This window comes from Amycolatopsis sp. cmx-4-83, from assembly GCF_046548815.1.
GTDB classification, from domain to species: domain Bacteria; phylum Actinomycetota; class Actinomycetes; order Mycobacteriales; family Pseudonocardiaceae; genus Amycolatopsis; species Amycolatopsis pretoriensis_A.
On the sequence record NZ_JAEBEF010000007.1, the window covers coordinates 194,840 to 221,127 of the forward strand.

Below are 26,288 nucleotides of genomic sequence, written 5' to 3' on the forward strand. Positions count from 1 at the left end.
GGAAACGGTTCAAAAAAGTTTCGGGACCGTTTGGTACTGGACTTGGGCCGTCCGGAGCACCAGGATGTCCCGCGTGGGACGGCACACCCGAGCGCTGAGACCCGCTCAAGATCAGGAAGTCGTTGCCGAGCTCAACGACGCCTCCGATGATCTGGCGAAGGCGCTCTACCAGGAGTTCGGCGGGTCGCTGATGGCGTTCGCGCTGCGGCTGACCGGTCACGACCGGCAGTGGGCCGAAGACGTCGTGCAGGAGACGCTGATCAAGGCGTGGCGGAACGCGGACAAGCTCGACCGCCGGCCGGAGATGCTGCGTGCCTGGTTGTTCACGGTGGCCCGGCGGATCGTCATCGACGGCTGGCGCAGCCGCAGTGTCCGGCCCCAGGAGCTCGAGGAGATCGAATCCGACGCGATCACGGTGTCCGACGAATCGGACCGGACGCTCGCCGCGATGATCGTTTACGAGGCGCTGCAGGGCCTATCGCCCGAGCAGCGGGAGGCCATCCAGCAGACCTACCTGCGCGACCGGACCGTGAACGAGGTCGCGGCGACCCTCGGCGTACCGCCCGGCACCGTCAAGTCCCGCATCCACCACGCCGTCCGCGCCCTGCGCCGGGCCCTGCGTGAGCGGGGGTGAGCTGAGGGTGGCCGCGTCCGCACACACCGATGTCGCCGCGTACGTGCTCGGCGTCCTCAGCGAGGCCGAGAACTCCCAGTTCGAAGCCCACCTGATGAACTGCCCGCACTGCCAGCTCGACCTGATCGAGCTCTACCAGCTGCCGGACGTCCTCGACCTCGTCAAGCGCAGCTGGCCGGAACCCCCGATGCCCGCGCCGAGCCCGCGCACCCTCGCGCCCGGGCCGCGCGTCCTGCGCGGCCTGATGGAAGAGGCCACGGTGAAGCGCCGCCGCCGCAAGCGCCTCGGTCTCCTGGCCGGCGCCGCGGCCGCCGCCCTCGTCGTGGCCGGCCCGCTCGTGACGCTGGCGGTCCGGCCCGCCGACGCCGTCCCGCCCGCGTCGCTGTCCGCCCCGAGTACCAAGCAGGCGCCGCCGGCTACGAGCGTCCTGGCGACGAGCGTGCCGCCACCCGCCTCCGGTGCGGTCCAGCCCGGCGGCGGTCAGACCTACGGGCGCGGCAGCGGCGGGTCCGCGGTCAACGCCCTCGTGACGGTCTCACCCGTGGAGTGGGGCAGCCGCGTCGACCTCGAGCTGCGCGGCATCGTCGGCCCGGTCAAGTGCCAGCTGGTCGCCATCTCGACGGCGGGCGACGAGCGCGTGGTCTCCAGCTGGGCGGTGCCGCCCAAGGGGTTCGGCATCCCGGGTTCGCCCGAACCGTTGCGGCTGCAGGGAACCATCTCCCTCGCGATGGACCAGATCGGCCGCTTCGAAGTTCGCGGTGACGACGGCTCGGTCCTCGTTTCCGTGCAGCGCTGAATCTTTTCTTCCCGAAAACGCGATGACCTGGATGAATGCTGCCCGGTTGCGTTCCGGTAGATAACGAACAGATAACGGACCGGTCGCTTTTGAACCTCATGGCGCTGGGGCCCGTATCCCCCAATGCATCCCCCGATGCAGATCGACGCGGCGGAACCGCACCACCCGACCCCCCGGTTCCGCGCGATTTCGACGTCAAACAAACGGTAGTTCTTGCCCGGGCCGCCGCGCCACCGGCGCGCGCCCGGAATAACGAACGAGGTGAACTAGTCTATGGCCCGGAATTCTCGGTCCCCCGTGACGGGCAAGCACCGCGTTGCCCGCCGAACCAAGATCGCGATGGGTGCGATCGGCCTGGCGATCGCCGTCGGCGCACTCGCGGTCGCGGTCAGCGCGGGCCGCACGGGCGAGGCCAGCGCGGACCCGGCGGACCCGTCGTTCTTCATCGACATCAACAAGGTTCCCGCCGGCAACAACGTGAACGCGGCCTTGAAGAAGAAGGGCGCCCAGGGCTCCTTCACCGTCGACTGTGGAACGAACGCGGACGGCGCGCACCACAACCCGGACAACTTCATCGCGCAGCCCGGGATCAAGAACGGTGCCCAGCACCTGCACGACTACGTCGGGAACGTGACCACCGACGCCGATTCGAGCCTGAAGAGCCTGCTCGCCGGCGACACCACCTGCAAGAACGGTGACCAGTCCGCCTACTTCTGGCCGGTCATCCGCGTCGACCGCGAAGACGACGCGGCCAACGCGAGCGAAAACCAGCAGGCCCAGCAGAAGCAGCAGGGCAAGACCGGTGACGTCCAGCAAGACCAGAGCGGCCAGGACGCCCAGGCCGCGCAGGAGCAGGACCAGCGTCAGCGCGACGGCCGCGGCGGTGGCCGCACGAGCGCCGGGCGCAACGACGGCCAGAACGCCCAGCAGCAGGACGGCCAGGACCAGAACCGCGACGGGCAGCAGGATCGCCAGCGCCGTCAGCGCAACCAGGACCAGAACAACCAGAACGGCCAGAACGGCCAGCAGAACGGCGGCCAGAACGGCAACCAGAGCAGCACTGCCGCGGCACCGCCGGCCGAGGAGCTGGGTGGTCCGCAGGGCGAGAACGAAGAGGTCGGCGACAACGACGGCGAGATCATCGAGCCGGAGTCCGCGACCCTGAAGTTCATCGGCGGCGGCGCCCAGAACGTCGTCGCGATGCCGCTCGGCCTGCGCGTCCTCTACGGCGACGCCAAGCAGAGCACCAACGGCCCGGCGAACGCCCGGCCCAGCTGGACGTGCACCGGGTTCGAGGACCGGCTGACCGACCTGTACCCGATCTGCCCGCAGGGCAGCAAGGTCGAGCGCATCCACAACTTCCCGAACTGCTGGGACGGCAAGAACACCGACAGCGCCAACCACCGCACGCACATCGTGTTCGCCGACCAGCAGGGCAAGTGCCCCAGGGGCTTCAAGAACGTGCCGCAGCTGCAGGTGACGCTGGTCTACGACGTCCCGCAGGACGTCCAGCAGAACGGTCAGTACAAAGTGGACGCGTTCGCCCAGGAGAAGCACAACCCGCGCTCCGACCACGACGACTTCGCGAACGTGATGAGCAAGCAGATCATGGGCCGCCTGGTCAACTGCGTCAACTCCGGCAAGGCCTGCGCCGAGTAGGACGTCCCGCACTCACCGGGCATCCCCGGTGAGTGCGGTCCAGTCCACTCGCGACAGTCTTTCCACCCGGCGGGCACCGACCCGCCCCACGAACCCCGGCCCGGCGGACCCTTCCTCCACCTCACCCCCCTTTCGGTCCGCCGGGGCGGTGGCACCACCCCTCGAAAAACCGCGGAACCGCTTGGTTCCGCCGCCCCGAGCCCCGGTCCGGTGGACGCTTTCCCTCCACCTCACCCCCCCCAGTCCACCGGGCCGGGATTCCCCACCCCCACCCCGACCGGGCGCCAGCCGGGTCAGCGAAGGAGGAACCGGCGGGAGCCACTTCCCGCCCCGCGAGTTCCGGCCCGGTGGACGTCTTCCCTCCACCTCACCCCCACGTCCACCGGCGCCGGGACTCAACCTTCCGCAGTAGTAACGACCACTGTGGACGCGAGCACCGCTCCACCATCCGGCTCACGAACTCCGCACCTCGGCTCGCGAGCCCCGCCCCGGTCGGCGAGCTTCTTCTCCGGCAGGCGAAATCCGACTCCATCAACAAGAACTCCGGCCCGGCTCGCGAATCCCTTTCTCCGCAAGCGAGCTTCGCCGCCGGCGGTGTGAGCGACGTGAGCCTCAGGCCCCGGCAAGCAAGATTCCGGCCCCGCAACGCGAATCCGCTCCTCAGTCCCGCGAACCCGCCCCGGCGAGCGAGATCTCCGCCCCGCAACGTGAACTCCGCCTCCGCCCCGCGAGATCCCCCCCCGGCAACGTGAATCCGCCCCTCAGTCCCGTGAGCCCCGCCCTGGCGAGCGAGATCCCCGTCCCGCAACGTGAACTCCGCCTCCGCCCCGCGAGATCCTCCCCCCCCCCGGCCAAGTGAACTCCGCCCCTCGGCCAGCGAACCCCAGCCGGCGAGAGCCGCCCGAACTCCGCAGCACCGGTCGACCGCCGCCCCTCGGCCCGGAGCGGCTCCCGGTTCCCCCAGTCCCGGTCCGGTGGATGCTTCCCTCCACCTCACCCCCCTCATCCCCCGGACCGGTCCCCGCTGCGGTCCCCGTGCTCCGGCACGGGGACCGCGGCCCAGAAGTCCAGCGGCACCCGCCCCACTCCGCGTCCGGACGCGTCGAGCAGGCGGCCCATCAGCTTCACGCTCCGCAGCGTCACCGCCCGGGCGGTGATCTCCAGCCACGGGAGCTTCGCCGCGAGCAGCGCCTCCACCGCCACCGTGTCGTGCTGGGACGGCAGCCACAGCACCAGCATCAGGTTCGCCGCCCCCGTCAGTGCCGCGCACATGCGGACCTCCGGCAGCATCGCCAGCGATCGCGCGGTCGTCTCCAGCTTGTCCGGCGGGACCCGCAGCCACAGCGTCACCGTGACCGGCGCCGGCGAGGCCGAGCGGGCGATCTCGCACCGGATGCGGATCGCGCCGCGGCCGAGCAGGGCGTCCAGGCGGCGCCGGACCGTGGTCGCCCCGACGCCCAGCGAAGCCGCCAGCGCCGCCGCCGACGCGCGGGCGTCCGCGCCCAGAGCCAAGATCAGCGCCCGGTCCGCGTCGCCGAAGCGCAGGGGCGCGCGGTTCCTCGCCGGCTTCGCCGAAAGGGCCTCGCGCTGGCCCGGCGAGATCGCCCGGACTCGCCACCGGCTGCCCTCGGTGAACATCCGCGGCGACAGCACCGTCCGCGCCCGCACCACGCCGGGCACCGCGGGCACGTGCGCGCCGAGTTCGCGCAGGGTCGGCGCGACGACGTGGACGAGCAGGTCGCACGGCCCGGCCAGGTACTCGACGGTGACCACGTGCGGGTCCTCGGCCAGCGCGGACGCCACCCGGAGCGCGGTGCCCGGTTCGCAGTCGATCTCGACGAAGGCCAGCGCCAGCTGCGCGGTCAGCTCACCGCCGACGTACGCGGTGAGCCACGCGTCCCCGCGCTCGACCAGCGCGTCCCAGCGCCGTGCCGCCGTCACCGCGCCCAGGCCCAGCGCCTGGCCGAGCGTCGACCACGACGCCCGCGGCGCGGCTTGGAGCGCGTCGACCAGTTTGAGGTCCTGCTCGGCCAACATGGCGGATTCTTCGCTCATCGGGCCCCGCATCGGTGGTTCCGGTGTTTTTCCCCGGCCATTGTGCTCGACACTTGCATGATCTGCGGATGACCCTGCGCTCGGACGCCGCCGCCCTGCTCGACGATCTGGTCGCCCTCCGCCGCGACCTGCACCGCATCCCCGAGATCGGCCTCCACCTGCCCCGCACCCAGGAACGGGTGCTCGCGGCGCTGGACGGCCTGCCCCTCGAAGTGAGCCTCGGCAAGAACCTGTCCTCGATCACCGCCGTCCTGCGCGGCGGCAAGCCCGGCGGCACCGTGCTGCTGCGGGGCGACATGGACGCGCTCCCGGTCACCGAGGCCAGCGGCGAGGAGTTCAGCTCGGCCCACGACGGTGCGATGCACGCCTGCGGCCACGACCTGCACACCGCGGGCCTGGTCGGCGCGGCCCGGCTGCTCGCCGCCCGCAAGGACGACCTGCCCGGCGACGTCGTCTTCATGTTCCAGCCCGGCGAAGAGGGCTGGGACGGCGCCGGCCACATGATCGAGGAAGGCGTGCTGACCGCCTCCGGCAAGCACGTCGACGCCGCGTACGGCCTGCACGTCTCGGCCTCGAGCTACGCGAAGGGCCACTTCGTCGCCCGGCCCGGGACGCTGATGGCCGCGTCCGGCGCCCTCGCCGTCCGCGTGCTCGGCTCCGGCGGCCACGGCTCGTCCCCGCACGACGCCCTCGACCCGATCCCGGCCGCCTGCGAGATGGTGACCGCGCTGCAGACGATGGTCACGCGCACCTTCGACGTCTTCGACCCGGTGGTCGTCACGGTCGGCACGTTCCACGCCGGCACCCGGCGCAACATCATCCCGGACGACGCGGCGTTCGAGGCGACGCTGCGGTCGTTCTCGCCGGAGGTCGCGGCCCGGGTGGGGGAGCGCGCGGTCCAGGTGTGCCGCGGCATCGCGCAGGCGCACGGCCTCGACGTCGAAGTCACCTACGAACCGGAATACCCGGCGACGGTCAACGACGCCGCCGCGTACGACTTCGTCGCCGACACGATCCGCGACGTCTTCGGCGAGGAGCGGTTCACCGAGATGGCCGATCCGATCACCGGTTCGGAGGACTTCTCCCGCGTGCTGGAACGGGTTCCCGGCGCGTACCTCTTCCTCGGCGCCTGTCCGGGCGACCCGGAATCCTCGCCGGACAACCATTCCCCGCGCGCCCGCTTCGACGACGGTGTCCTGGGCGACGGCGCCGCGCTGCTGGCCGAGCTCGCCGTCCGCCGGCTCGGGCTCCTGGCGGGGTGACCGGCGTGCGCAGCTACCACTGGCCCCCGCTGCTCCCGGTCGTCGCACTGGTCCTGATGCCGTTCCTGCCGTTCGTGAACACCACCGGGCTGTGGCTCGGACTGCCGCGGATGGTCGTGTGGGGCGCGTTCTGGTGCCTGATGTTCACCCCGGCGCTGCTGCTCTCCGAACGCCTGATGCGCGGGACGGAGGACGAAGGATGATCCTGGCCTTCACCCTCGCCGGCATCCTGCTGATCGGTGTGCTCGGCTTCGTCGGCCGCCGCCGCCCGGCCGCGGACCTGGCCGAATGGACCGTCGGCGGCCGCCGCTTCGGCGCCGTGACGATGTGGTTCCTCCAGGCGGGGGAGGTGTTCACCACCTTCACCTTCCTCGGCATGGCGGGCCTGGCCTTCTCCGGCGGCGTCGCCGCGATGTACGCGCTGCCGTACGTGCCGATCGCCTACGTCGTGCTGTTCTTCCTCGCGAAACGCCTGTGGACGCTGGGGAAGGAGCGCGGCTACCTCACCCAGGGCGACTTCCTCGAGGACCGTTACTCCAGCCGGGCGCTCGGGACGCTGTCGGCGGTCCTCGGCGTGGTGTTCGTGCTGCCGTACCTGCAGCTGCAGATCACCGGGCTGGGCCTGATCGTCCGGCTGGTCACCGGCGACAGCGCCTCCGGGACGCTGAGCATGGTCGCCGGCAGCGTGCTGGTCGTCGCGTTCGTGCTGTGGGCCGGCCTGCGCGGCGTCGCGGCGACGTCCTACTTCAAGGACGGGATCATGCTGGTCGCCCTGGTCGTGCTGATCATCGCGGTGCCGACGCACTTCGCGGGCGGCATCGCGGGCGTGTTCCACAAGATCGAGCAGCTGCACCCGGAGAAGCTGATCGTCCACAGTGGAGCGAACGACCACGTCTGGTTCGTGACGAGCATGCTGGTCAGCGCGATCGGCGTCGGGCTGATGACGCTGCCGCACTCGTGGCCGGCGCTGATGTCCGCGCGCGACCCGAAGGTGCTGCGGCGCAACTACGCCTGGATGCCGGTGTACGAGCTGTGCCTGCTGCTGCCGATGGTCGTGGGGTTCGCCGCGATCCTCGTGGTGCCGAAGGGGAGTGACCCGAACGGCGTACTGCTGACGCTGTCGAAGGACGCGTTGCCCGGCTGGGTGACCGGCATCATCGTGGTCGCCGCGACGGCCACCGCGATGGTCCCGGCCGCCGGGATCCTGATCGGCATCTCGTCGCTGGTGGCGCGCAACATAGTCCGCGTCCGCAGTGGCCGCAAGCAGTTCTGGATCAACCACGGCACGGTTGTGCTCGCGAGTACCCTTGCCCTCGTGCTCGGCATCTTCCGGCCGGACCTGCTGGCCAACCTGCTGCTGCTGACCTATTCGGGGTCGGTCCAGCTGGCCCCGGCGAACCTGCTGGGGTTCCTGCGGCGGGTCCCCGTCGGCAAGGGCCCGGTGTTCGCCGGGCTGATCGCCGGCGAGCTCGTCGTCGTCTGGCTGACCTTTGTGGACACCCACCTCGTCGGCACCGTCAACGTGGGCCTGATCGGGCTCGGCGTCAACGTCGTCGTGCTGACCCTCGCCGCGCTCGTCGCGCGGCGGCAGACTTCTCCCGTGGAGGCGGCGTGACGCGGACGGTTTTCACCGGCGGTTCGGTCTTCGACGGCACCGGCGCCGAGCCGGCGGCGGCGGACGTCGTCGTCGAGCACGGCCGGATCGTCGACGTGGGCACGGACCTGGACGGCGACGAAAGCGTCGACTGCTCGGGCGCGGTGCTGCTGCCCGGGCTGTTCGACTGCCACGTGCACGTCACGGTGTCGGACATCGGGCTGCTGGCGCGCGTGCAGAAGCCGTTCTCCTACCAGTTCTACGAAGCCGCGCGGAACCTGTGGGCGACGCTCGGGCTGGGCATCACGACGGTCCGCGACGCCTCGGGCGCGGACCTCGGCATCAAGCAGGCGGTCGACGACGGGCTGATCCCCGGGCCGCGGCTGCAGATCTCGATCGGGCTGATCAGCCAGACCGGCGGCCACGGCGACAGCTGGAACCCGTCCGGGCTGTGCGTGCCGCTGCTGGTGCCGCACCCGGGCCGCCCGGACGCGACGGTCGACGGCCCCGACGAGATGCGCCGGGTGGCCAGGACGCTGCTGCGCGCGGGCGCCGACGTCCTCAAGGTCTGCACGACCGGCGGCGTGCTTTCCCCGCGTGACGACCCGCGGCACTCGCAGTTCACCCCGGCGGAGCTGGAGGTACTGGTCGCAGAGGCGTCGATGCAGGGCCGTCCGGTGATGGCGCACGCCCAGGGCGCGGCGGGCATCAAGAACGCGGTCCGCGCGGGCGTCCGCTCCATCGAGCACGGCATCTACCTCGACGACGAGGCGATCGAGCTGATGCTCGGCCACGGCACCTGGCTGGTCCCGACCCTGATCGCCCCGGTCAACGTGGTCCGCGCGGCCGACGCGGGCGTCGACCTCCCGTCGGCGGTGGTGGCGAAGGCCCGCGAAGTGGTGGAGGTCCACCGCGATTCGGTCCGCCGCGCGTACGCGGCGGGCGTCCGCATCGCGATGGGCACGGACAGCGGCGTGGGCCCGCACGGGACGAACCTCGAGGAACTGGCCCTGATGGCCGCGTGCGGCATGCCCCCGGCGGACGTCCTGGAGGCGACGACGTCGTCGGCGGCCCGCTTGATGGGCCTGGACGGCGAGCTGGGCCGCCTGGAGCCGGGCCTGCGCGCGGACGTCGTGGTGGTGGCGGGCGACCCGTACGACTTCCCGGCGCTGGCCTCGAACATCCGCGAGGTCTGGAAGGACGGCGTCCGGGTGGTCTAGCTGTGAAGTCCGGGGAGGTTGGTCAGCCGGGTGAGGGGTGGCTTGCCTCCGGTGGAGGGGTGGGGTCGGTGGTGATGGTAGGAGTGCAGCCATCCGGGCAGGGCTGAGCGGCGGTGCTCCTCGGAGGGGTAGAAGCGGGCGTAGGCCCAGACTTCGGCCTGGGTGCGGTGGAAGCGCTCGATTTGCCGTTGGCCTGTGGCCGGCAGGGCCGGGTCCGTTTCGGGGTGATGCCCAGCTCGGTGCCGGCCTCGCGCCAGGCCGGGGAGCGGTAGCAGGCGCCGTTGTCCGATGACACGCGTTCGACGGTGACGCCGTGGTCGGCGACCAGGTGAGCGCGCGGTGAAGGACACCGACCGGTTCTTTGCGGTAGCGGTCGGCCCCTGCTCGACGACCGGGCGGCCCAGTCGTAGCCGGGTGCGTGGGGTCAGGGGGGACACGAAGGCCTCCGGTGGGTGGAGCGGTTCCCCAACAGCTCCACTTCACCTCTGGAGGCCTTCACCTGTCGGTGCGACAGGCCATCACCGCCTCAACCCGGGACAACCTCCCCGGACACCACACCTAGCCGCCCAGCCGGGTGAGGTCGACGACGGCCTTGTCGAAGGCGAAGACGTCGTTCGGGACGTTTTTGGTGTCGTCGGTGAGCAGCGCGACGTAGCAGCCGTAGTCGATGGCGAAGCCGTCGTAGGACCGGCCGGGACGGCGTGGGTCGACGACGCCCCGGCGCAGGACGTGCAGCATGCGCGCGTCGCACAGCGCGTCGATCGCGGGCGGGCGGTCCGCGGTGGGCAGGAGGAACGTCCGGGACCTGCGCCGGCCGACGACCTCGTCGACCAGGCGGGCCAGCAGCCGGTCGGCGTCCTCGTGCCTGCTGAGCGCGACCCGCTTGTCGCGCAGGTACCAGTCCCGCGCGGCCCGGCGCACGTGGGCGACGGCGATCTTGTCCGCGTGCGCGTGCTGCGCGGCGAGCGCGGCGATGTTGATCGCGTCGCGCGGGACCCCCTCCGCGGCCCGGACGAGCTCGGCGAACGCGCCGTCCCGGAACGCTTCCGCGGCATCGGGTGCCGGGCGCACCATCGCTTCCAGGACCGGCCGGACGTGCCGGGAGAACAGTTCGCGGAAGAAGGCCTGCGCGCGCTCCCGCGACTCGTCGAACACCAGCGCGTCGTCGAGGCTCACCGTGGAAGCGGCGTCCGAGCCCACCTCGATCCCCAGGTAGTCGCCGTGCACGGGGACGAAGAAGCGGGCGCGGTGCTCGATGGCGGCGATCTTCACCGTGATGCCGCGGATCGGCAGGACGCCGCGCCGCACCAGATCCGCGAGGAACGGCTGCAGGTCGAGCGGGACGCTGCTCCATTCGTCGAGCAGCAGCCACAGCCGGGCCGGCCGGATCCCGTCCGCGACGGCCTGGAGCGCCCGGCTCAGCGGCCCGAACAGGACGCGGTGCTGCTCGACCCCGGTGCGCTTGCGCCGGCTGGACGCGGTCGTGGAAGCGTTGTGCCGCAGGGAACCCCGGACACCGGCCGCGCGGCCCAGCGACGCCTCCAGCCCGCTCCGGCGCTCGTCGGCCGCACCGCGGGTCTGCTCCTGCTCCGTCTCGCCGACGACCTCGACCTCGGTCGCGGCGGCGACGAGCGCGTCGAGGCCGCGCAGGAACCCGTCCGGGTCGGGCACCTGCCCGTCGACGGCCAGGGTGAGCAGCTGGTCGTGGACCGCTTCGAGGGTGTCCACCAGCAGCTGCGTGCCGCGCTGGGCGGGGGCGAGCGCTTCGTTGGCGTACAGGCCCCCGGTCGACCCGATCGTGCGCAGGTCGAGGTAGAGCGCGACGTCCCCGGTCCGCTCGACGAGGTCCTGCAGGTGCAGCAGGCCGTGGGTTTTGCCGGTGCCGCGGCGCCCGAAGAGGATCTGGTGGTCCGCCGAGTTGATCAGCGCGGAGAAGGACCCCGCGGCGACGTAGGTGGCGGCCAGCGTCGAGCGGTCGGCGCTCTCCGCCCGGCGCGGGATCCGCATGAGCGCCTGGTTGAGGTGCAGCTGGACGGCCTGCGCCATGCGACTCCCTGGTCCCGGGTGCTCGCGGGCTGAACTTCCCACCGTAGCCCCGGGTCTGGTGCCGAGTCACGCCTCCGGGCTGAGCAGATCCTTCACCGCGGCCGCGAACTTCGCCGGGTTCCGCTGCGGCGCCAGGTGCGCCCCCGGGACCTCCGAGAACGGCAAACCCAGTTCCAGGGCCAGGATCTTCGCCGGCTGGTAGTGGTAGCGCCCCCGGCTGCCCTCGCCCGCCACCGGGAAGATCTCCGTGCTCGCGCGGCGGAGGGCGCGCAGGTCCGGGAGGTAGTCGAAGAACTCCGTCAGCTCGCGGTCGAACAGGCGGATCCAGTCGGCCTCGTGCGGCAGCCGCAGGTTGGGCAGGTCGGGCAGGGCCGCTCCCGCGATCGCGTCCGCGAAGCGCGTCACCGCGGTCATCAGCTGGCCCGCGCGGGCCAGGCGGACCTGCTCCGCCGCCGCTTCGAGCCAGCTGCCCGCGTCCGGCATCAGGTGCACCGCCGGGGGTTCGTGGGCGACCAGGGTCGTGACGCGGTCCGGGTGGCGGGCGACCAGGTCGAGGCCGATCAGCGCGCCCGCGCTCGTGCCGAACGCCAGTGCCGGGCCGTCGGTCGCGTGGTCCAGCACCGCGAGCGCGTCGTCGGCCTGCAGCGACACCGGGACCGGGCCGGTGGTGGTGTCCGTGCTGCCGAAGTGGCCGCGGCGGTCGTAGGTGATCACGGTGTAGTCCGCGTAGAGCTGCTTCGCCAGCGCGCGGTAGGAGTCACCCGCCCCGGTGCCGCCCGGGATCAGCAGCAGCGCCGGGCCCTCGCCACCGCGGCGGACGAGGAGCTCCCCGTCCGGAACCGGGCAGCGGCTCTCCGAGATCATGCATCGAAGTGAAGCACAAGGGCCACAAGCTAATGTGCGCGGCATGACCGAACGTCGAGCGATCCTGAGCGGCTCCACCTTCGAGGAACAGATCGGCTACGCCCGCGCGGTCGTCCACGGCGACCGCGTGTACGTCTCGGGCACGACGGGCTTCGACTACACGGCGATGACGATCTCCGACGACGTCGTCGAGCAGGCGGCTCAATGCGTCCGCAACATCGAAGCGGCACTGACGGAGGCGGGCTGCACACTGTCCGACGTCGTCCGGGTCCGCTACCTGCTGCCTTCCCGCGCGGACTTCGAGCCCTGCTGGCCGGTGCTGCGCAAGGCGTTCGCGGAAGTCCGCCCGGCCGCCACGATGCTGGAGTGCGGCCTGGCGGACCCGCGCATGAAGATCGAGATCGAGGTGGACGCCCACCTGCCGCGCTAGAGCCGTTCGATGACGGTCGCGGTCGCCAGAGCGCCGCCGGCGCACATCGTCACCAGTGCCGTCGACGCGTCGCGGCGCTCCAGCTCGTGCAACGCCGTCGTCAGCAATCGCGCGCCCGTGCTGCCCACCGGGTGGCCGAGGGCGATCGCGCCGCCGTTCACGTTGACCCGCGCCGGATCGGGGCCCACGACCTGCTGCCAGGACAGTGCGACCGACGCGAACGCCTCGTTCACCTCGAACAGGTCCACGTCACCCACCGTCATCCCGGTGCGGGACAACACCCGTTCGGTCGCGCGGATGGGGCCATCCAGGTGGTAGTACGGCTCGGCGCCGACCAGCGCCTGCGCCAAGATCCGCGCCCGGGGACGCAGGCCCAGCGCCGAAGCCCGGTCGGAATCCACCAGGAGCAGTGCCGCCGCGCCGTCGGAGATCTGGGAGGACGTGCCCGCCGTGTGGATGCCGTCCTCGACCACCGGCTTCAGCCGTGCCAGGCCCTCGACCGTCGTCTCGCGCAGACCCTGGTCGCGGGCGACCAGCCGGGTTTCGCCGGTGGGGGACCCCTCGGGGGACAGGACCGGTGCCTTCACCGGTACGACTTCGCGGTCGAAGTGCCCGGCCGCCCACGCGGCCGCCGCCTTGGCCTGTGACGCCGTGCCGAACGCGTCGACGTCTTCGCGCGTCAGCCCGCGCCGGACGGCGATGCGCTCGGCCGCGCCGTACTGGTTCGGCAGGTCGATCGTCCACGACGACGGCCGCGGGGACGCGCCGGCGCGGTTGGTGCCCAGCGGGACGCGGCTCATCGCCTCGACCCCGCACGCGACGCCGACCTCGATGGCGCCCGCCGCGATCAGGCCGGCGACCAGGTGGGTGGCCTGCTGCGCCGAGCCGCACTGGGCGTCGATCGTCGTCGCGCCCGCCGTCTCGGGCAGGCCCGCGTGCAGCCACGCCGTGCGCGTGACGTTGTTCGATTGCTCGCCCGCCTGCGTGACGCAGCCGCCGATCAGCTGCTCGACCAGCGCCGGGTCGATCCCGGCGCGCTCGGTCAGCGCGAGCTGCGCGGCGCCGAGCAGCTCGGCCGCGTGCAGGCCGGCCAGCAGCCCGCCCCGCTTGCCGATGGGGGTCCGCACGGCTTCGGCGATGACCGGCACGCCCATGTCGTCCCTTTCGTCGGGAAACACTGTTCACTGATCCAAAAACTAGAACAAGTTATTGTTTAGTGCAACCCACCCCAGGCGCGGCCCTATGTTGATCTTTCGCGGGTGAGCGCATGCTCACCTGCCCTCATCGGTCAAGTTAACGGGTTTCACTAACGGTCTTCCGTTGGTTAACACCGTATGCTTCAATCCAACCTAGAACGTGTTCCAAGCCGAACCGTGGGAGGCAACGTGGCCGCTCCGCTCATCCCGGCAGGGTTCGACTTCACCGATCCCGATCTCCTGGCGCAACGACTCCCGGTGGACGAGTTCGCCGAGCTGCGGCGGACGGCACCGGTGTGGTGGAACCCCCAGAAGCACAACACCGCGGGTTTCCGCGACGACGGCTACTGGGTCGTCTCGCGCCACGCGGACGTCAAGGAGGTCTCCCGCGACAGCACGCTGTACTCGTCGCGGGAAAAGACCGCCATCATCCGCTTCGACGAGAACATGACCGAGGACAACCTCGACGCGAACCGTCTGGTGCTGCTCAACATGGACGCCCCGCAGCACACCAAGCTGCGGCGGATCGTGTCGAAGGGCTTCACCCCGCGGTCGATCTCGAAGCTCGAGGACACCCTGCGCGACCGCGCGGAACGGATCGCCCACGAGGCCCGCAAGAAGGGGACCGGCGACTTCGTCACCGACGTCGCGTGCGAGCTGCCGCTGCAGGCGATCGCCGAGCTGATCGGCATCCCGCAGGAGGACCGGCTCAAGATCTTCGACTGGTCCAACCAGATGGTCGCCTACGACGATCCGGAGTACGAGGTCGCCCCGCTGGAGGCGTCCGCGCAGCTCATCGGCTACGCGTGGAACATGGCCGAGGACCGCCGCAAGTGCCCGATGGACGACATCGTCACGAAGCTGATCCAGGCCGACGTCGACGGCGAAGCGCTCGGCTCGGACGAGTTCGGCTTCTTCGTCATCCTGCTCGCCGTGGCCGGCAACGAGACGACGCGCAACGCCATCACCCACGGCATGAAGGCGCTCCTGGACCACCCGGACCAGTGGGAGCTGTTCAAGGAGCAGCGGCCGAAGACGGCGCCGGACGAGATCGTCCGCTGGGCCACCCCGGTGGTCGCCTTCCAGCGCACCGCCACCCGCGACACCGAGCTCGGCGGCGCGCAGATCCGCAAGGGCGACCGCGTCGGCATGTTCTACAGCTCGGCCAACTTCGACCACGAGGTCTTCGGCGACCCGGAGAAGTTCGACATCCTCCGCGAGGACAACCCGCACGTCGGCTTCGGCGGCACGGGCTCGCACTACTGCATCGGCGCGAACCTGGCCCGCCTGGAGATCGACCTGATCTTCAACGCGATCGCCGACGTCATGCCGGGCATCACGGAGGCGGCACCGCCGGTGCGGCTGCGCTCCAGCTGGCTCAACGGGATCAAGCACTACCCGGTTCGGTACGCCTGAGGAATTCCAGGACCCGCGCCCAGGTGCGCTCCGCCGCGGCTTCGTCGTGGTCGGGGCCGTCCGGGTCGGTGTAGAAGTGGCCGATGCCCGGGTACGTGTGCACCCGGGCGTCGGCGCCCACCCGGGCCGTGGCCGCACGCCAGGCCGCGACCTGGGCCGGGGGTGCGATCGGGTCGGGATCGGCCACGTGCACCTCGACCGGCAGGCCGGGGCGGGCCGCGGCAGGCAGGTTCCCCAGCGCGTGCAGCAGCAGGACCCCGGCGGTGGCCGGCCGGTGCGGCAGCACCGTCTCGACGACGCCCGCGCCCATCGACACGCCCACCAGCACCGTCGCCGGGGGCAGGCCGTACACCGCGTCTCGGGCTCGCCGGGTGATGGTCTCCCAGCCGACGGCGTCCTTCAGCGCGAATCCGGCTTCGATGTCGGGCGCGGTGCGGCCGTCGTAGAGGTCCGGGGTCGTGACGGCGTGCCCGGCCGCCCGCAGCCGGTCGGCGAAGCCGAGTTCGACGGGCCGCAGCCCCAGCACCGAGTGGAAAACCACGACGTCGCTCATCCGGCAATCGTGCCCGAGGGTGACATCATGGGGCGATGGCCCCTCGAGCGACGGTCGACGTCGAGTTCTCCTTCCGCGTCACCGAACCCGGGCCGGCGGCGATCTCGGTCGCCGCGGCGCGCGCCGACACCGACGAGCTGACCGTGTCCTGGCACGGGGAGAGCGAGTCCGTCGAGTTCGAGCACGGGACCCGTGCCGAAGTCTTCGAGCTGCCCGTCGGGGAGCACCGCGTCGCCTACCACGCCGAGCGCGTCTTGGGCGAGCCCGAACCCGAGCCGGTCACGCTCGCCGACGCCGCCGTGTTCACCCGGCCGAGCCGGTACTGCCCGTCCGACCGGATCGCCGGGCTGGTGCCACCCGAGCTGTTCGCCTTGAACAGCACGAAGAAACAGGTCGACGCGATCGTCCGGTACGTCCACGAGAGACTGTCCTATGTGGTCGGCTCGGGCCGGGTGACCGACGACGCGATCGACACCCTGCTGGCCGGCGCCGGCGTCTGCCGCGACTTCGCGCACGTCTGCATCGCGCTGTGCCGGGTCCTCGACATCCCCGCGCGCTACGTCGGCGTCTACGCGCCCGGCCTGTCGCCGATGGACTTCCACGCGGTCTTCGAGGCCGGCATCGCCGGGCGCTGGTACGTCTTCGACGCCACCCACCTGGCGCCGCGCCAGACCATGCTCCGCATCTCCACCGGCCGCGACGCCGCGGACACGTCGTTCCTCGCCACCCTCGGCTGCGAGCTCGACTTCCTGGGCAGCACGGTGTTCGCGACGACGGACGCGGCGCTGCCCGAGGACCACTGGGCGGAGCTGGTGGCGCTCGGCTGAGCCACTTCCCGGGCCGAACCCGCGTGTTGCCTGCGCAAGGAGGGCTCCGGCTGGGTAGACAGTCCTGGTGAAGAGTTCCCCCAAGGCGCCGAGCCCCTGGGCCCGGGCACGTGCCCGGTACCGGTGGCTGGACCACATCGCCCGCGCGACCAACCGCTACATCGAGTGCGGCGGGTACCACTACGTCGCCTCGATCACCTACTTCAGCCTGCTGTCGCTGGTGCCGCTGCTGATGGTCGCCTCGTCGGTCGCCGGGTTCGTGCTGGCCAGCCAGCCGCACCTGCTCGACACGCTGGTCCACGCGATCGTCTCGACGCTGCCCGGCGGGCTCGGCGACAAGGCCACCGACCTGCTCACCGGGTTCGTCGAACAGCGGACGAGCGTCGGGGCCTTCGGTCTGGTGATCGGCGCCTACTCGGGCTGGAACTGGATGAACGCGCTGCGGGACTCGCTGACCGCGTTGTGGGGGCAGAACCGCTCCGACCAGCCGCTCCTGCGGCTCATCGCCGTCGACCTGCTCGCGCTGGTGGGCTTGAGCGCGGCGCTGCTGGTGTCGTTCACGCTCACCATCTCCGGCACCGCGCTCGGCGGCTACCTGCTGCGGCTGGCCGGCTTCGACGACACGAGCTGGGGGCACCAGCTCGTCTCGGCGTCCTCGGTGCCGCTGTCGCTGGCCGCCGACTGGCTGGTGTTCCTGTGGGTGCTGACCCGGCTGCCGCGGCAGAAGGTCGGCGTGCGCAGCGCGGTCCGCGGCGCGATCGCGCTGGCCCTCGGGTTCGAGGCGCTCAAGCTGGCCGGCGGGTTCTACCTCCGGCTGATCGGCGACTCGCCGACCGGCATCGCGTTCGGCTCGGTGATCGGCCTCATCTTCTTCATCTCGCTGGTGGCGCGGCTGCTCGTCTACGTCACGGCGTGGACCGCGACCGGCTCCGACGCGCCGCCGACGCCGGTCCAGCCGCCCGCGCCGGTGGAGCTGAACCCGGTGGTCGTGGTCGACCCGCCGATCGCGGTGCCGGCCACGGTCGGCGTGCTCACCGGCGTGGTCGGCACCCTCCTGGCCCTGCGCTGGCGCCGCTCCCGCCGCTGACCCCGCACTTTCCTAGGGAAAGCTCCGCTTTGCACCGCAAAGCCGCACTTTCGTAGGGAAAGCTCCACTTTGCATTGCAAAGCCGCACTTTCACGTGAAAGTGCGGTTCAGGAACCGGGCTTCTCGGAGCCGACCAGCCACATCGAGAAGTACTGGGAGCCGCCGCCGTAGGCGTGGCCGAGTGCGCGGCGCGCGCCGTCCACCTGGTAGTCGCCGGCGCGGCTCATGACCTGCTTGGCCGCTTCGGAGAACCGGAGCATGCCCGACGCGCCGATCGGGTTGGACGAGAGCACCCCGCCGGACGGGTTGACCGGCAGCCGGCCGCCCAGCGCCGTCTCGCCCTTCTCGGTCACCTTCCAGCCCTCGCCCTCGGGCGCGAACCCCAGGTTCTCCAGCCACATCGGCTCGAACCACGAGAACGGCACGTAGATCTCGGCGACGTCCACTTCGGACATCGGGTCGGTGATGCCGGCCTCGGCCCACAGCGCGGCCGCCGCGTCCCGCCCGGCCTGGGGGTTCACCTGGTCGCGGCCGGCGAACGTGGTCGGCTCGGTGCGCATCGCCGTCGCGTGGATCCAGGCCGCCCCGCCCTCGACGGCGTCCCCGGCGGCCTCGTCGCCGAGCACCATCGCGCAGGCGCCGTCGGACGACGGGCACGTTTCGTCGTAGCGGATCGGGTCCCACAGCATCTGCGACGCCCGCACCGACTCGACCGTGATGTCGGGCTGCCGCAGGTGCGCGAACGGGTTCAGCGCCCCGTTGCGGCGGTCCTTCGCCGCGACGATCGCCCCGACGTGGTCGGGCGCGCCGGAGCGCCGGATGTAGGAGCGCACGTGCGGCGCGAAGTAGCCGCCCGCGCCCGCGCCGACCGGCATCTGGAACGGCGGCAGGATCGACAGGCCCCACATCGCGTTCGACTCGGACTGCTTCTCGTACGCCACGGTGAGCACGCGGCGGTGCACGCCGGACTGGACGAGCGAGGCCGCGACCAGCGCCGTCGACCCGCCGACCGAACCGGCGGTGTGCACGCGCAGCAACGGTTTCCCGGTCGCGCCCAGCGCGTCGGCGAGGAACAGCTCGGGCATCATCACGCCCTCGAACAGGTCCGGGGCCTTGCCGAGCACGACGGCGTCGATGTCGGCCCACCCCACCTGGGCGTCGGTCATCGCGCGGTCGATCGCCTCGCGCAGCAGGCCCGGCATCGAGACGTCCGCGCGCTTGGCGCGGTGGTGCGTCTGGCCGGTGCCGAGCACGGCGGTGAGCTGCTTGGTCATCGGGCCTCCAGCACGGTCACCAGGTTCTGTTGCAGGGCGGGGCCGCTCGTCGCGTGCGCCACGGCCTTGCGGGATTCGCCGCGGTGGATCCGGGCCGCGGCCTCGCCGATCCGGGCGAGCCCGGCGGAGAACATCGGGTTCGCGGCCAGCGCGCCCCCGGAAGGGTTGACGTCGACGCCGTCGCCGAGCCCGAGCGCGGTCCGCAGGATCAGCTCCTGGTGCGTGAACGGCGCGTGCAGCTCGGCGAGGTCGACGCCGTCCAGGTCGAGGGCCTTCGACGCCGCTTCGGTGGACGGCGAGCGCGTCAGGTCGCGGGCGCCGAGCACGGGGGAGTCGACGCGGTGCTCGATCCCGGCGAGCACCGCGGGCCGCTCGACGATGTCCCGTGCCCGTTCCACAGTGGACAGGACGATCACGGCGGCGCCGTCGGTGACCGGCGCGATGTCGTGCTTGCGCAAGGGATCCGCGACGTACGGCGTGTCGAGCAGTTCGCTGACGTCCTTCGCGGTGCCTCGGGCGGCGACTTCGGCCAGGTCCTTTTCGGACCACAGCCCGGCCTCCAGGCCCAGCCGCGCCTGGATCCCGGCGATCGAAACCGAGTCCGGCCACAACGGAGTGACGACGTAGGGGTCGAGCTGCAGGGCGAGCACCCGGCGCAACTGCCCGGCGCTGGACTTGCCGAAGCCGTAGACGAGCGCGGTCTCGACTTCGCCCATCCTGATCTTCAGCCAGGCCTCGTAGAGCGCCCAGGCGGCGTCCATTTCGACGTGGGACTCGTGGATCGGCGGGAACGCGCCGATCGCGTCGACCGCGGCGATGAACGAGAACGCGCGCCCGGCCAGGTAGTCCGACGAGCCGGAACACCAGAAGCCGATGTCCTCTTTGGACAGGCCGGTCTTTTCGAAGACCTCGGCGAAGATCGGGACGAGCATTTCGACGCCGTTGGTGGTCCCCTCGGTCTCCCGGACGTTGGGGGCCTTGGCGAAGCCCGCGATGGCGACGTCTGGCATCAGGACCTCACAGGTGGTGGGCGAAGGTTTCGTAGGCCGCGTCCGGCTCGCCGGTCGGCTCGAAGTGGCTGATGTTCTCCAGCGACGTCCACCACTCTTCGCGGGGTTTCCACGCTGCCCGCACGCGCATGCCCATCTTGACGTCCTGGGCGTCGCACCCCAGCACGAGGTGCAGGAACGCGATGTCGGCGCCGTCGAGCAGGATGTACGCGGCCACGTACGGCGGCTTGAGCCGCTGGCCGAGGAACGGGACGTTGACGATGCAGAACGTCGTCACGATGCCGGTGTCGGGGAGTTCGACCTCTTCGGTGGTCGGCACGCCGTCGGTCGGGCAGGCCCCGCGCGGCGGGATGTAGACCTTTTCGCACGCGGGGCAGCGCTGCCCGATCAGCTTGCCCTCGGCGAGCCCGCGCAGGTAACGGCTTTCCTCGGGTGATGCGGAGTGCATGTACTTCAGGTGCACGGGCGTGATGACGACGCTGACCGGCGCACCCTCTTCCCGGGCGGCGACCGGGGGAGCGGGCTCGGTCGGCGTGGTGTCCGCGGCGTCCACGGGCAGGAAGTAGGCGATGTCCCGGATGTGCCCGACGGCCTCCTCGGCCCACCGCACGCGCACCCGCTGTCCACTGTGGATCTTCGACGGCGAGCCGGCGTCCACGGCGTGCAGCATGGCGGTGTCGGCGCCGTCCAGTTTGACCAGCGCCCAGGCGAACGGCCGGCGCAACGGCTGCCCGTCCAGGGGTTCGGCGCACCACGACCACGAGACGACGGTGCCCTCTTCGCTCACCGGGACGAACTCGCCGAGCTGTTCGGCGGTCACGGGATCGTATTCGACCGGCGGCACGTGCACGCGCCCGTCGCTCCCGCGGATGCCTTCGATCCGGTGCTCGCGAAGGCCGTTGACGAACCGGCCCAGTACGGGCCCGGTCGAGCGCGTGTAGTCGAAGCCGACGTTGAGGGGTGCCGCCAGTGGTGTCTCGGTCACGCCCTTGAGTGAAACACGTTCTTGTTCTGGCGGCAAGATATACATCACAGTTAGCATGCGAGCTGCGTGAAACGCGTTCTAAGTGGTGGTCGTGAGGATGGGGCGACCGGCGCGGCCGGGTGTGTGGGAGCAAGGCGTGCGGGAGTGCCCGTGGGGCTGGAGGCCGGCGTGCTTGCGCTCGGCATTTCGTGGATGATTTTGTTCGCGGTGAGTCTAATTGTATCCGATTATCAACCTGAAATATTGCCCAAGGGTCGGTCGCGTGTCAAAACCTGCGGTCCACCTGCTGGATTTAATCCGCCACACTTGTGGCGATTTAACTTCATGCATATCTTTACCTGCTGAAGAAAAGGTTCAGAAGTTCCGTTCCGGGGACGGAACCCCTGGTTGTCGGCCGGAGGCGGCGTCTCGCTGGTGGTGTTCGTCTGCTTCCCCCCCCCCGGATATTTCGGTCGGTCCTGAGGGCGATACGCTTGACCGGCTTTCATTCGGCAGCCGTTAGTGGAAGGAGTGCGATTGGGTGACAAGCAAATGAGTGATGGTGTCGATGGCCTGTCGAGGCGCGAGTCGACGGAGGGTGACTCCGGTCGGAAGAAAGAACCCGACCGGCGTCACATCCTCATGATGGTGATCCAGCTCCTTATGGTGCTGGCTGCCACGATCCACGAAGTTTCGAGGCTCTTGGGTCGCTAGGCAGGGGGGGCGTCCATCTTGGGTGCTCACCCCTATCCCACGACCGGACCTTACCTCATCCATTCGGCCGGCTGGATGCTTCGCGTGGGCATCGCTCGGTCGCGTCGCTCTGCGATTGCCCGCTGGATTTCGCGAAACTTGGTCTCCGTCAGCGGCCGCGGAACTCGGGCTTGCGCTTCTCGCTGAACGCCCGTGGTCCTTCCTTCGCGTCCTCCGACGCGAAGACCTCGATCCCGTACTGCGAGTCGAGCTTGAAGGCCTCCTCCTCGTGCAGGCCTTCGACGTCCCGGATCGTCCGCAGGATCGCCCGCACGGCGACCGGTCCGTTCGCGTTCACCGAAGAAGCCAGCTCCAGGGCCTTCGCGAGTGCGGTCCCGTCCGGCACCACGTGCCCGATCAGGCCGATCGCCAACGCCTCGGCGGCGGTCAGGTGGCGGCCGGTCAGCAGGATGTCCGCGGCCACCGTGTACGGGATCTGGCGCGGCAGCCGCACCGCCGACCCGCCCATCGGGAACAGGCCCCACCGGGCCTCCGACACCCCGAACCGGGCGGACTCGCCCGCCACCCGGATGTCCGTTCCCTGGAGGATCTCCGTCCCGCCCGCGATCGCCGGGCCTTCGACCGCCGCGATCAGCGGCTTCGTCAGGCGGCGGCCCTTCAGGAGGCCCGGGATGTGCGCGGGGTTGAACTTGCCCGAGGCGAACGACTCCGAAGGGGAGTTGCGGGACATCGACTTCAGGTCCGCGCCCGCGCAGAACGCGCCGCCCGCGCCGGTCAGGACGCAGCTGCGGATCGAGTCGTCCGAATCGACCCGGTCCCAGGCCTCGACCATGATCGCCATCATCTCGCCGGTGATCGCGTTGCGCGCCTCGGGCCGGTTCATCGTGACGACGAGGGTCTGCCCCTCCTGCGAAACCAGCGCGTGCGGTTCACCCACGGAAGACCTCCTGAAGGAGCAGTGCCATTGCCCAGAACGATAACATGTTCTACTTTGAGGGCGTGGCACTCAACATCGCGGATCTTCTGGAGCACGCCGTCGACGCCGTGCCGGAGCGCGTCGCGGTCGTGTGCGGCGACCGGCGGGTCACCTTCGCCGAATTGGAGGCGCGGGCCAACCGGCTCGCCCACCACCTCGCCGCGCACGGCGTGGGACGCGGGTCCCACATCGGGGTCTATTCCCGCAACTCGATCGAGGCCTTGGAGGCGATGATCGCGGCGTACAAGCTGCGCGCGATCGCCGTCAACGTCAACTACCGCTACGTGCACGGCGAGCTCGTCTACCTCTTCACCGACGCCGAGCTCGTCGCACTCGTGCACGAACGCAGCTACGCCGACAAGGTCGCCGCCGTCCTGCCCGAAACGCCGAAACTGAAACACGTTGTCGTGATCGACGACGGCAGTGGCGGCGATTACGGGAGCTACGGCGGCGTCGACTACGAAACCGCGCTCGAGGCGCAGAGCCCCGAACGCGACTTCGGCGAACGCAGCAACGACGACCTCTACATCCTCTACACCGGCGGCACCACCGGCTACCCGAAGGGCGTGCTCTGGCGGCAGGAGGACGTCTGGCGCGCGCTCGGCGGCGGCATCAACTTCGTCACCGGCGAATACGTCCCGGACGAGTGGACGCTCGCCGAGCAGGGCAAGGCCGGGAGCCTGACCCGGCTGCCCGCCGCGCCGCTGATCCACGGCGCCGCGCAGTGGGCCGCGTTCGGCGCGCTGTTCACCGGCAGCCCGGTGGTCTTCGTGCCGCGTTTCGACGCGCACGAGGTCTGGAAAGCCGTGCAGGACAACAAGGTCCAGGTCCTCACGATCGTCGGCGACGCGATGGCGCGGCCGCTGATCGAGGCCTACCGCGAGGGTGATTACGACGCTTCGTCGCTCGTCGCCGTGTCGAGCCACGCCGCGCTGTTCTCGCAGTCGGTGAAGCAGGAATTCGTCGAACTGGTCCCGAACGCCGTGATCACCGACGCCATCGGCTCGTCGGAAAGCGGCTTCACCGGGATCGGCATGGTCGGCAAGGGCTCCGACCACAGCGCCGGCCCCCGCGTCAGCTTCGGCAAGGACGCGATCCTGGTCGACGACGACGGCGAGCTCGTCGAGCCGGCGCCCGGCGCGGTCGGCCTGATCGCCCGCCGCGGGCACGTCCCGCTCGGCTACTACGGGGATCCCGAAAAGAGCAAGAAGATCTTCGTCGAGGTCGGGGGCGTCCGGTACGTCGTGCCGGGCGACTACGCCCGCTACGAGGAGGACGGCACGGTCACGCTGCTCGGCCGCGGCTCCCAGTGCGTCAACACCGGCGGCGAGAAGGTCTACCCGGAGGAGGTCGAAGGGGCGCTCAAGTCGCACCCCGACGTCTTCGACGCCCTGGTCATCGGCATCCCGGACGAACGGCTCGGCCAGCGCGTCGCCGCCGTCGTCCAGCTCCGCGAAGGCGCCGAGCCGGACCTGCCCGCGCTCGAGGAGCACGTGCGGGGCGAGATCGCCGGGTACAAGGTGCCGCGCACGGTCTGGCTGGCCGCCGAGATCGGCCGCTCGCCCAGCGGCAAGCCGGACTACCCGTGGGCCCAGCGCTACGCCGCCGAGCACGAACCGGCGACGGCCCAGCCCGTCTGAGGAGGACACCAGAAGTGCGGACACCCCTGTGCGACCGGCTCGGCATCGACCTGCCGATCATCGGGTTCACGCCCTCGGAGCACGTCGCCGCGGCGCTCAGCCGCGCCGGCGGGCTCGGCGTGCTCGGCTGCGTCCGGTTCAACGACGCGGCCGAGCTCGACCGGGTGCTGACCTGGATGGACGAGAACACCGGCGGCAAGCCCTACGGCGTCGACATCGTGATGCCGGCGAAGATCCCCGCCGAGGGCACCCAGGTCGACCTCTCGAAGCACATCCCGGACGGCCACCGCGCGTTCGTCGACAAGGTGCTGCGCGACCTGTCGGTGCCGCCGCTGCCGGACGACACCGACGAACGCGCGGGCGTGCTCGGCTGGCTGCACTCGGTCGCCCGCTCGCACGTCGAGGTCGCGCTCAACCACCCGATCAAGCTGATCGCCAACGCGCTCGGCTCGCCGCCCGCCGACGTCATCGCCCAGTGCCACGACCGCGGGGTGCCGGTGGCGGCGCTGGCCGGCAAGGCCGAGCACGCGGTGCGGCACGTCGAAAACGGCGTCGACTTCGTGGTGGCCCAGGGCTACGAAGCCGGCGGGCACACCGGGGAAATCGCGTCCATGGTGCTGGTGCCGGAAATCGTCGACGCCGTCGACGTGCCGGTGCTCGCCGCCGGCGGAATCGGTTCCGGGCGGCAGGTGGCCGCGGCGCTCGCGCTCGGCGCGTCCGGCGTCTGGATGGGCTCGATGTGGCTCGCCACCGAGGAGTACCTGCAGACGATGGGCGAGTCGGTGGCGATGCAGCAGGCGCTCGTCGCGGCGTCCTCGGCGGACACCGTGCGGACGCGGATCTACACCGGCAAGCCCGCGCGGCTGCTCAAGACCCGCTGGACCGAGGCGTGGGCCGCGGCGGACGCGCCCGAGCCGTTGCCGATGCCGCTGCAGAACCTGCTGGTTTCCCACGCCCACAACCGGATCCACGCGGCGAACGACCCGAGCGTGGTTTCGATGCCGGTCGGGCAGATCGTGGGCCGGATGAACGCGGTCCGCCCGGTCGCCGACGTCGTCGCCGACCTGGTGAACGGCTACGAAGAAGCACTGTCCCGGTTGGACAAGACGCGCTGAAGGGGGCCCGCCGCGGCGGGCCCCCTCGTCGCGCGGAAGCGGTTACAGCGAAGCGGCGGCCGCGGCGATCTTCGACGCGAACGTGCTCACCTCGGTGTAGACGCCGGGGGCGTGCGGCCGGGCGCAGCCGTCACCCCAGGACACGATGCCGACCTGGATCCAGGCGTTGTTGTTGTCCCGGCGGAACATCGGGCCGCCCGAGTCGCCCTGGCAGGTGTCGACCCCGCCCGCGGTCAGGTTGCCGGCGCAGATCTCCGCGCTCGGGATCAGGTCGGGGTAGCTGCCGCCCTGGGCCTGGCAGGTGGAGTCGGAAACGAACGGGACGGTCGCCTTCAGCAGGTACCGCTGCTGCGAGCCGCCCTCGGTCGCCGCGCCCCAGCCGGCCACGGTGAACGTGCCGGTGTTGTAGGTCGACGTCGTCGCGATCGGCAGCGTCGAGAGGCCGGTGACCGGGCTCGCGAGCTTGATCAGCGCCCAGTCGCCACCGGTCGAGGTGCCGTAGGTGGGCGACTGGTAGACGTAGGTCGACTTGATCTTCTTGGCGCTCGTGCTCTGCAGGTCGACGACGCCGACGGTCGCCGTGATCGAGGTGTTCGACCCCGTCCGGCTGACGCAGTGGGCGGCGGTCAGCACGATCTGGTTGGTGTACAGCGCCCCGCCGCAGCCCATGGAAAGCCGGACCATGAACGGGAACTCGCCCTGTGCGGCCCGTGTCCCGCCGACGACGTCGGTGGACGGCGGCTGGGCGGCGATCGCCGGGGTGGCGAACGAAGCCGCCGCGGCGACCGCGGCCACCGCGGTGGTGACGTTTCTGAGCAGGGTGAACCAGCGCTTGGGAGCCAAGGGGATCAGTCCTTCCAGTGTCCACTGTGGAAGCCGAGCTCGAGAGCGGCCCCATGACTACACCAGGTGGTCACAGACCGGGACAACCGACTTTCTTCGGATCTTTCGGGCGG

General features: G+C 70.9%; 23 protein-coding genes and 1 pseudogene. 13 read left to right on the top strand and 11 right to left on the bottom strand.

Annotated elements, in window-relative coordinates:
* Positions 1-73: 73 nt before the first annotated feature.
* From ACLJQM_RS22535 to ACLJQM_RS22545, 3 genes are all read left to right on the top strand, one after another.
* A complete protein-coding gene (locus ACLJQM_RS22535; protein ID WP_360766964.1) occupies positions 74-634 on the top strand; it encodes a sigma-70 family RNA polymerase sigma factor in 561 nt (186 codons plus the stop codon).
* A gap of 7 nt (positions 635-641) precedes the next feature.
* Complete coding sequence (locus ACLJQM_RS22540) at positions 642-1,430, top strand: zf-HC2 domain-containing protein (RefSeq protein WP_360766967.1); 789 nt, start codon at positions 642-644, stop codon at positions 1,428-1,430.
* Positions 1,431-1,703: 273 nt separating this feature from the next.
* Positions 1,704-3,089 (top strand): DUF1996 domain-containing protein, encoded by a 1,386-nt coding sequence (locus ACLJQM_RS22545; RefSeq protein ID WP_410632671.1) that lies wholly within the window; start codon positions 1,704-1,706, stop codon positions 3,087-3,089.
* Positions 3,090-4,091: 1,002 nt separating this feature from the next.
* On the opposite strand, the gene ACLJQM_RS22550 is transcribed toward ACLJQM_RS22545, so the two are convergent.
* The gene (locus ACLJQM_RS22550; protein ID WP_360766973.1) at positions 4,092-5,144 is read right to left on the bottom strand and encodes an Lrp/AsnC family transcriptional regulator; all 1,053 of its coding nucleotides are present in this window, start codon (positions 5,142-5,144) and stop codon (positions 4,092-4,094) included.
* A 68-nt stretch (positions 5,145-5,212) separates the two neighbouring features.
* On the opposite strand from ACLJQM_RS22550, the gene ACLJQM_RS22555 reads away from it, so the two are divergent.
* Genes ACLJQM_RS22555 through ACLJQM_RS22570 form a run of 4 tightly spaced genes read left to right on the top strand, consistent with a single transcriptional unit; the run spans position 5,213 to position 9,220 of the window.
* On the top strand, positions 5,213-6,406 hold the full coding sequence (locus ACLJQM_RS22555; protein ID WP_410632673.1) for a M20 metallopeptidase family protein: 1,194 nt from the start codon (positions 5,213-5,215) through the stop codon (positions 6,404-6,406).
* Between the two features lie 5 nt (positions 6,407-6,411).
* Positions 6,412-6,609, top strand: coding sequence for a hypothetical protein (locus ACLJQM_RS22560; RefSeq protein WP_247011933.1), 198 nt, complete (start codon positions 6,412-6,414; stop codon positions 6,607-6,609).
* On the top strand, positions 6,606-8,021 hold the full coding sequence (locus tag ACLJQM_RS22565; RefSeq protein WP_410632674.1) for a sodium:solute symporter family protein: 1,416 nt from the start codon (positions 6,606-6,608) through the stop codon (positions 8,019-8,021). Before ACLJQM_RS22560 ends, ACLJQM_RS22565 begins: the two co-directional genes overlap by 4 nt.
* Positions 8,018-9,220 (top strand): amidohydrolase family protein, encoded by a 1,203-nt coding sequence (locus ACLJQM_RS22570; protein ID WP_410632675.1) that lies wholly within the window; start codon positions 8,018-8,020, stop codon positions 9,218-9,220. The genes ACLJQM_RS22565 and ACLJQM_RS22570 overlap by 4 nt, the downstream gene beginning before the upstream one ends.
* On the opposite strand, the pseudogene ACLJQM_RS22575 reads toward ACLJQM_RS22570, so the two are convergent.
* The 3 genes and pseudogenes from ACLJQM_RS22575 to ACLJQM_RS22585 all read right to left on the bottom strand — a co-directional run.
* Positions 9,217-9,574, bottom strand: a pseudogene (locus ACLJQM_RS22575) (integrase core domain-containing protein); the annotation flags it as partial. The gene ACLJQM_RS22570 and the pseudogene ACLJQM_RS22575 sit on opposite strands and share 4 nt — an antisense overlap.
* 204 nt (positions 9,575-9,778) lie before the next feature.
* A complete protein-coding gene (locus ACLJQM_RS22580) occupies positions 9,779-11,266 on the bottom strand; it encodes a hypothetical protein (protein WP_410632676.1) in 1,488 nt (495 codons plus the stop codon).
* 66 nt (positions 11,267-11,332) lie between these two features.
* Positions 11,333-12,130 (bottom strand): alpha/beta fold hydrolase, encoded by a 798-nt coding sequence (locus ACLJQM_RS22585; RefSeq protein WP_410632677.1) that lies wholly within the window; start codon positions 12,128-12,130, stop codon positions 11,333-11,335.
* A 43-nt stretch (positions 12,131-12,173) separates the two neighbouring features.
* Between ACLJQM_RS22585 and ACLJQM_RS22590 the strand changes: the two genes are divergently transcribed.
* Positions 12,174-12,560, top strand: a complete 387-nt coding sequence (locus ACLJQM_RS22590) for a RidA family protein (protein WP_410632679.1) — start codon at positions 12,174-12,176, stop codon at positions 12,558-12,560.
* Here ACLJQM_RS22590 and ACLJQM_RS22595 read toward each other — a convergent pair.
* Entirely contained in the window at positions 12,557-13,714 is a 1,158-nt protein-coding gene (locus ACLJQM_RS22595) for a steroid 3-ketoacyl-CoA thiolase (protein WP_410632680.1), read from the bottom strand. The two genes, ACLJQM_RS22590 and ACLJQM_RS22595, sit on opposite strands and share 4 nt — an antisense overlap.
* 231 nt (positions 13,715-13,945) lie before the next feature.
* Between ACLJQM_RS22595 and ACLJQM_RS22600 the strand changes: the two genes are divergently transcribed.
* Positions 13,946-15,172, top strand: a complete 1,227-nt coding sequence (locus tag ACLJQM_RS22600; RefSeq protein WP_247011916.1) for a cytochrome P450 — start codon at positions 13,946-13,948, stop codon at positions 15,170-15,172.
* Here the strand turns inward: ACLJQM_RS22600 and ACLJQM_RS22605 are convergent.
* A complete protein-coding gene (locus ACLJQM_RS22605) occupies positions 15,144-15,725 on the bottom strand; it encodes a dienelactone hydrolase family protein (protein ID WP_410632682.1) in 582 nt (193 codons plus the stop codon). The two genes, ACLJQM_RS22600 and ACLJQM_RS22605, sit on opposite strands and share 29 nt — an antisense overlap.
* A 35-nt stretch (positions 15,726-15,760) precedes the next feature.
* Here ACLJQM_RS22605 and ACLJQM_RS22610 point away from each other — a divergent pair, with 35 nt between their 5' ends.
* Together ACLJQM_RS22610 and ACLJQM_RS22615 are read left to right on the top strand one after the other, a co-directional pair.
* On the top strand, positions 15,761-16,552 hold the full coding sequence (locus ACLJQM_RS22610) for a transglutaminase-like domain-containing protein (RefSeq protein WP_410632683.1): 792 nt from the start codon (positions 15,761-15,763) through the stop codon (positions 16,550-16,552).
* Between the two features lie 64 nt (positions 16,553-16,616).
* On the top strand, positions 16,617-17,639 hold the full coding sequence (locus ACLJQM_RS22615; RefSeq protein WP_360767450.1) for a YhjD/YihY/BrkB family envelope integrity protein: 1,023 nt from the start codon (positions 16,617-16,619) through the stop codon (positions 17,637-17,639).
* Positions 17,640-17,746: 107 nt separating this feature from the next.
* On the opposite strand, the gene ACLJQM_RS22620 is transcribed toward ACLJQM_RS22615, so the two are convergent.
* The 4 genes from ACLJQM_RS22620 to ACLJQM_RS22635 all read right to left on the bottom strand — a co-directional run bounded on the left by ACLJQM_RS22620 (position 17,747) and on the right by ACLJQM_RS22635 (position 22,538).
* Positions 17,747-18,913 (bottom strand): thiolase domain-containing protein, encoded by a 1,167-nt coding sequence (locus tag ACLJQM_RS22620; RefSeq protein WP_410632684.1) that lies wholly within the window; start codon positions 18,911-18,913, stop codon positions 17,747-17,749.
* On the bottom strand, positions 18,910-19,923 hold the full coding sequence (locus ACLJQM_RS22625) for a thiolase domain-containing protein (protein ID WP_410632685.1): 1,014 nt from the start codon (positions 19,921-19,923) through the stop codon (positions 18,910-18,912). Before ACLJQM_RS22625 ends, ACLJQM_RS22620 begins: the two co-directional genes overlap by 4 nt.
* Positions 19,924-19,930: 7 nt before the next feature.
* Positions 19,931-20,908 (bottom strand): Zn-ribbon domain-containing OB-fold protein, encoded by a 978-nt coding sequence (locus ACLJQM_RS22630; protein WP_360767006.1) that lies wholly within the window; start codon positions 20,906-20,908, stop codon positions 19,931-19,933.
* An 841-nt stretch (positions 20,909-21,749) separates the two neighbouring features.
* Positions 21,750-22,538: a crotonase/enoyl-CoA hydratase family protein gene (locus tag ACLJQM_RS22635; RefSeq protein WP_410632686.1), complete on the bottom strand. Its 789-nt coding sequence runs from the start codon at positions 22,536-22,538 to the stop codon at positions 21,750-21,752.
* Positions 22,539-22,600: 62 nt separating this feature from the next.
* Between ACLJQM_RS22635 and ACLJQM_RS22640 the strand changes: the two genes are divergently transcribed.
* Together ACLJQM_RS22640 and ACLJQM_RS22645 are read left to right on the top strand one after the other, a co-directional pair.
* Positions 22,601-24,217 (top strand): acyl-CoA synthetase, encoded by a 1,617-nt coding sequence (locus ACLJQM_RS22640; protein WP_360767012.1) that lies wholly within the window; start codon positions 22,601-22,603, stop codon positions 24,215-24,217.
* Between the two features lie 14 nt (positions 24,218-24,231).
* Positions 24,232-25,332: an NAD(P)H-dependent flavin oxidoreductase gene (locus ACLJQM_RS22645; protein ID WP_360767015.1), complete on the top strand. Its 1,101-nt coding sequence runs from the start codon at positions 24,232-24,234 to the stop codon at positions 25,330-25,332.
* Positions 25,333-25,374: 42 nt separating this feature from the next.
* Here ACLJQM_RS22645 and ACLJQM_RS22650 read toward each other — a convergent pair whose 3' ends face one another.
* Positions 25,375-26,175, bottom strand: coding sequence for a S1 family peptidase (locus ACLJQM_RS22650; protein WP_360767018.1), 801 nt, complete (start codon positions 26,173-26,175; stop codon positions 25,375-25,377).
* Positions 26,176-26,288 lie beyond the last annotated feature (113 nt).

Bases quoted from the DNA above. Each gene is read 5' to 3' on its own strand.
- ACLJQM_RS22580 (WP_410632676.1), bottom strand. From the start codon at position 11,266: ATGGCGCAGGCCGTCCAGCTGCACCTCAACCAGGCGCTCATGCGGATC.
- ACLJQM_RS22595 (WP_410632680.1), bottom strand. From the start codon at position 13,714: ATGGGCGTGCCGGTCATCGCCGAAGCCGTGCGGACCCCCATCGGCAAG.
- ACLJQM_RS22550 (WP_360766973.1), bottom strand. From the start codon at position 5,144: ATGAGCGAAGAATCCGCCATGTTGGCCGAGCAGGACCTCAAACTGGTC.
- ACLJQM_RS22590 (WP_410632679.1), top strand. From the start codon at position 12,174: ATGACCGAACGTCGAGCGATCCTGAGCGGCTCCACCTTCGAGGAACAG.
- ACLJQM_RS22625 (WP_410632685.1), bottom strand. From the start codon at position 19,923: ATGCCAGACGTCGCCATCGCGGGCTTCGCCAAGGCCCCCAACGTCCGG.
- ACLJQM_RS22605 (WP_410632682.1), bottom strand. From the start codon at position 15,725: ATGAGCGACGTCGTGGTTTTCCACTCGGTGCTGGGGCTGCGGCCCGTC.
- ACLJQM_RS22555 (WP_410632673.1), top strand. From the start codon at position 5,213: ATGACCCTGCGCTCGGACGCCGCCGCCCTGCTCGACGATCTGGTCGCC.
- ACLJQM_RS22545 (WP_410632671.1), top strand. From the start codon at position 1,704: ATGGCCCGGAATTCTCGGTCCCCCGTGACGGGCAAGCACCGCGTTGCC.
- ACLJQM_RS22620 (WP_410632684.1), bottom strand. From the start codon at position 18,913: ATGACCAAGCAGCTCACCGCCGTGCTCGGCACCGGCCAGACGCACCAC.
- ACLJQM_RS22610 (WP_410632683.1), top strand. From the start codon at position 15,761: ATGGCCCCTCGAGCGACGGTCGACGTCGAGTTCTCCTTCCGCGTCACC.
- ACLJQM_RS22585 (WP_410632677.1), bottom strand. From the start codon at position 12,130: ATGATCTCGGAGAGCCGCTGCCCGGTTCCGGACGGGGAGCTCCTCGTC.
- ACLJQM_RS22565 (WP_410632674.1), top strand. From the start codon at position 6,606: ATGATCCTGGCCTTCACCCTCGCCGGCATCCTGCTGATCGGTGTGCTC.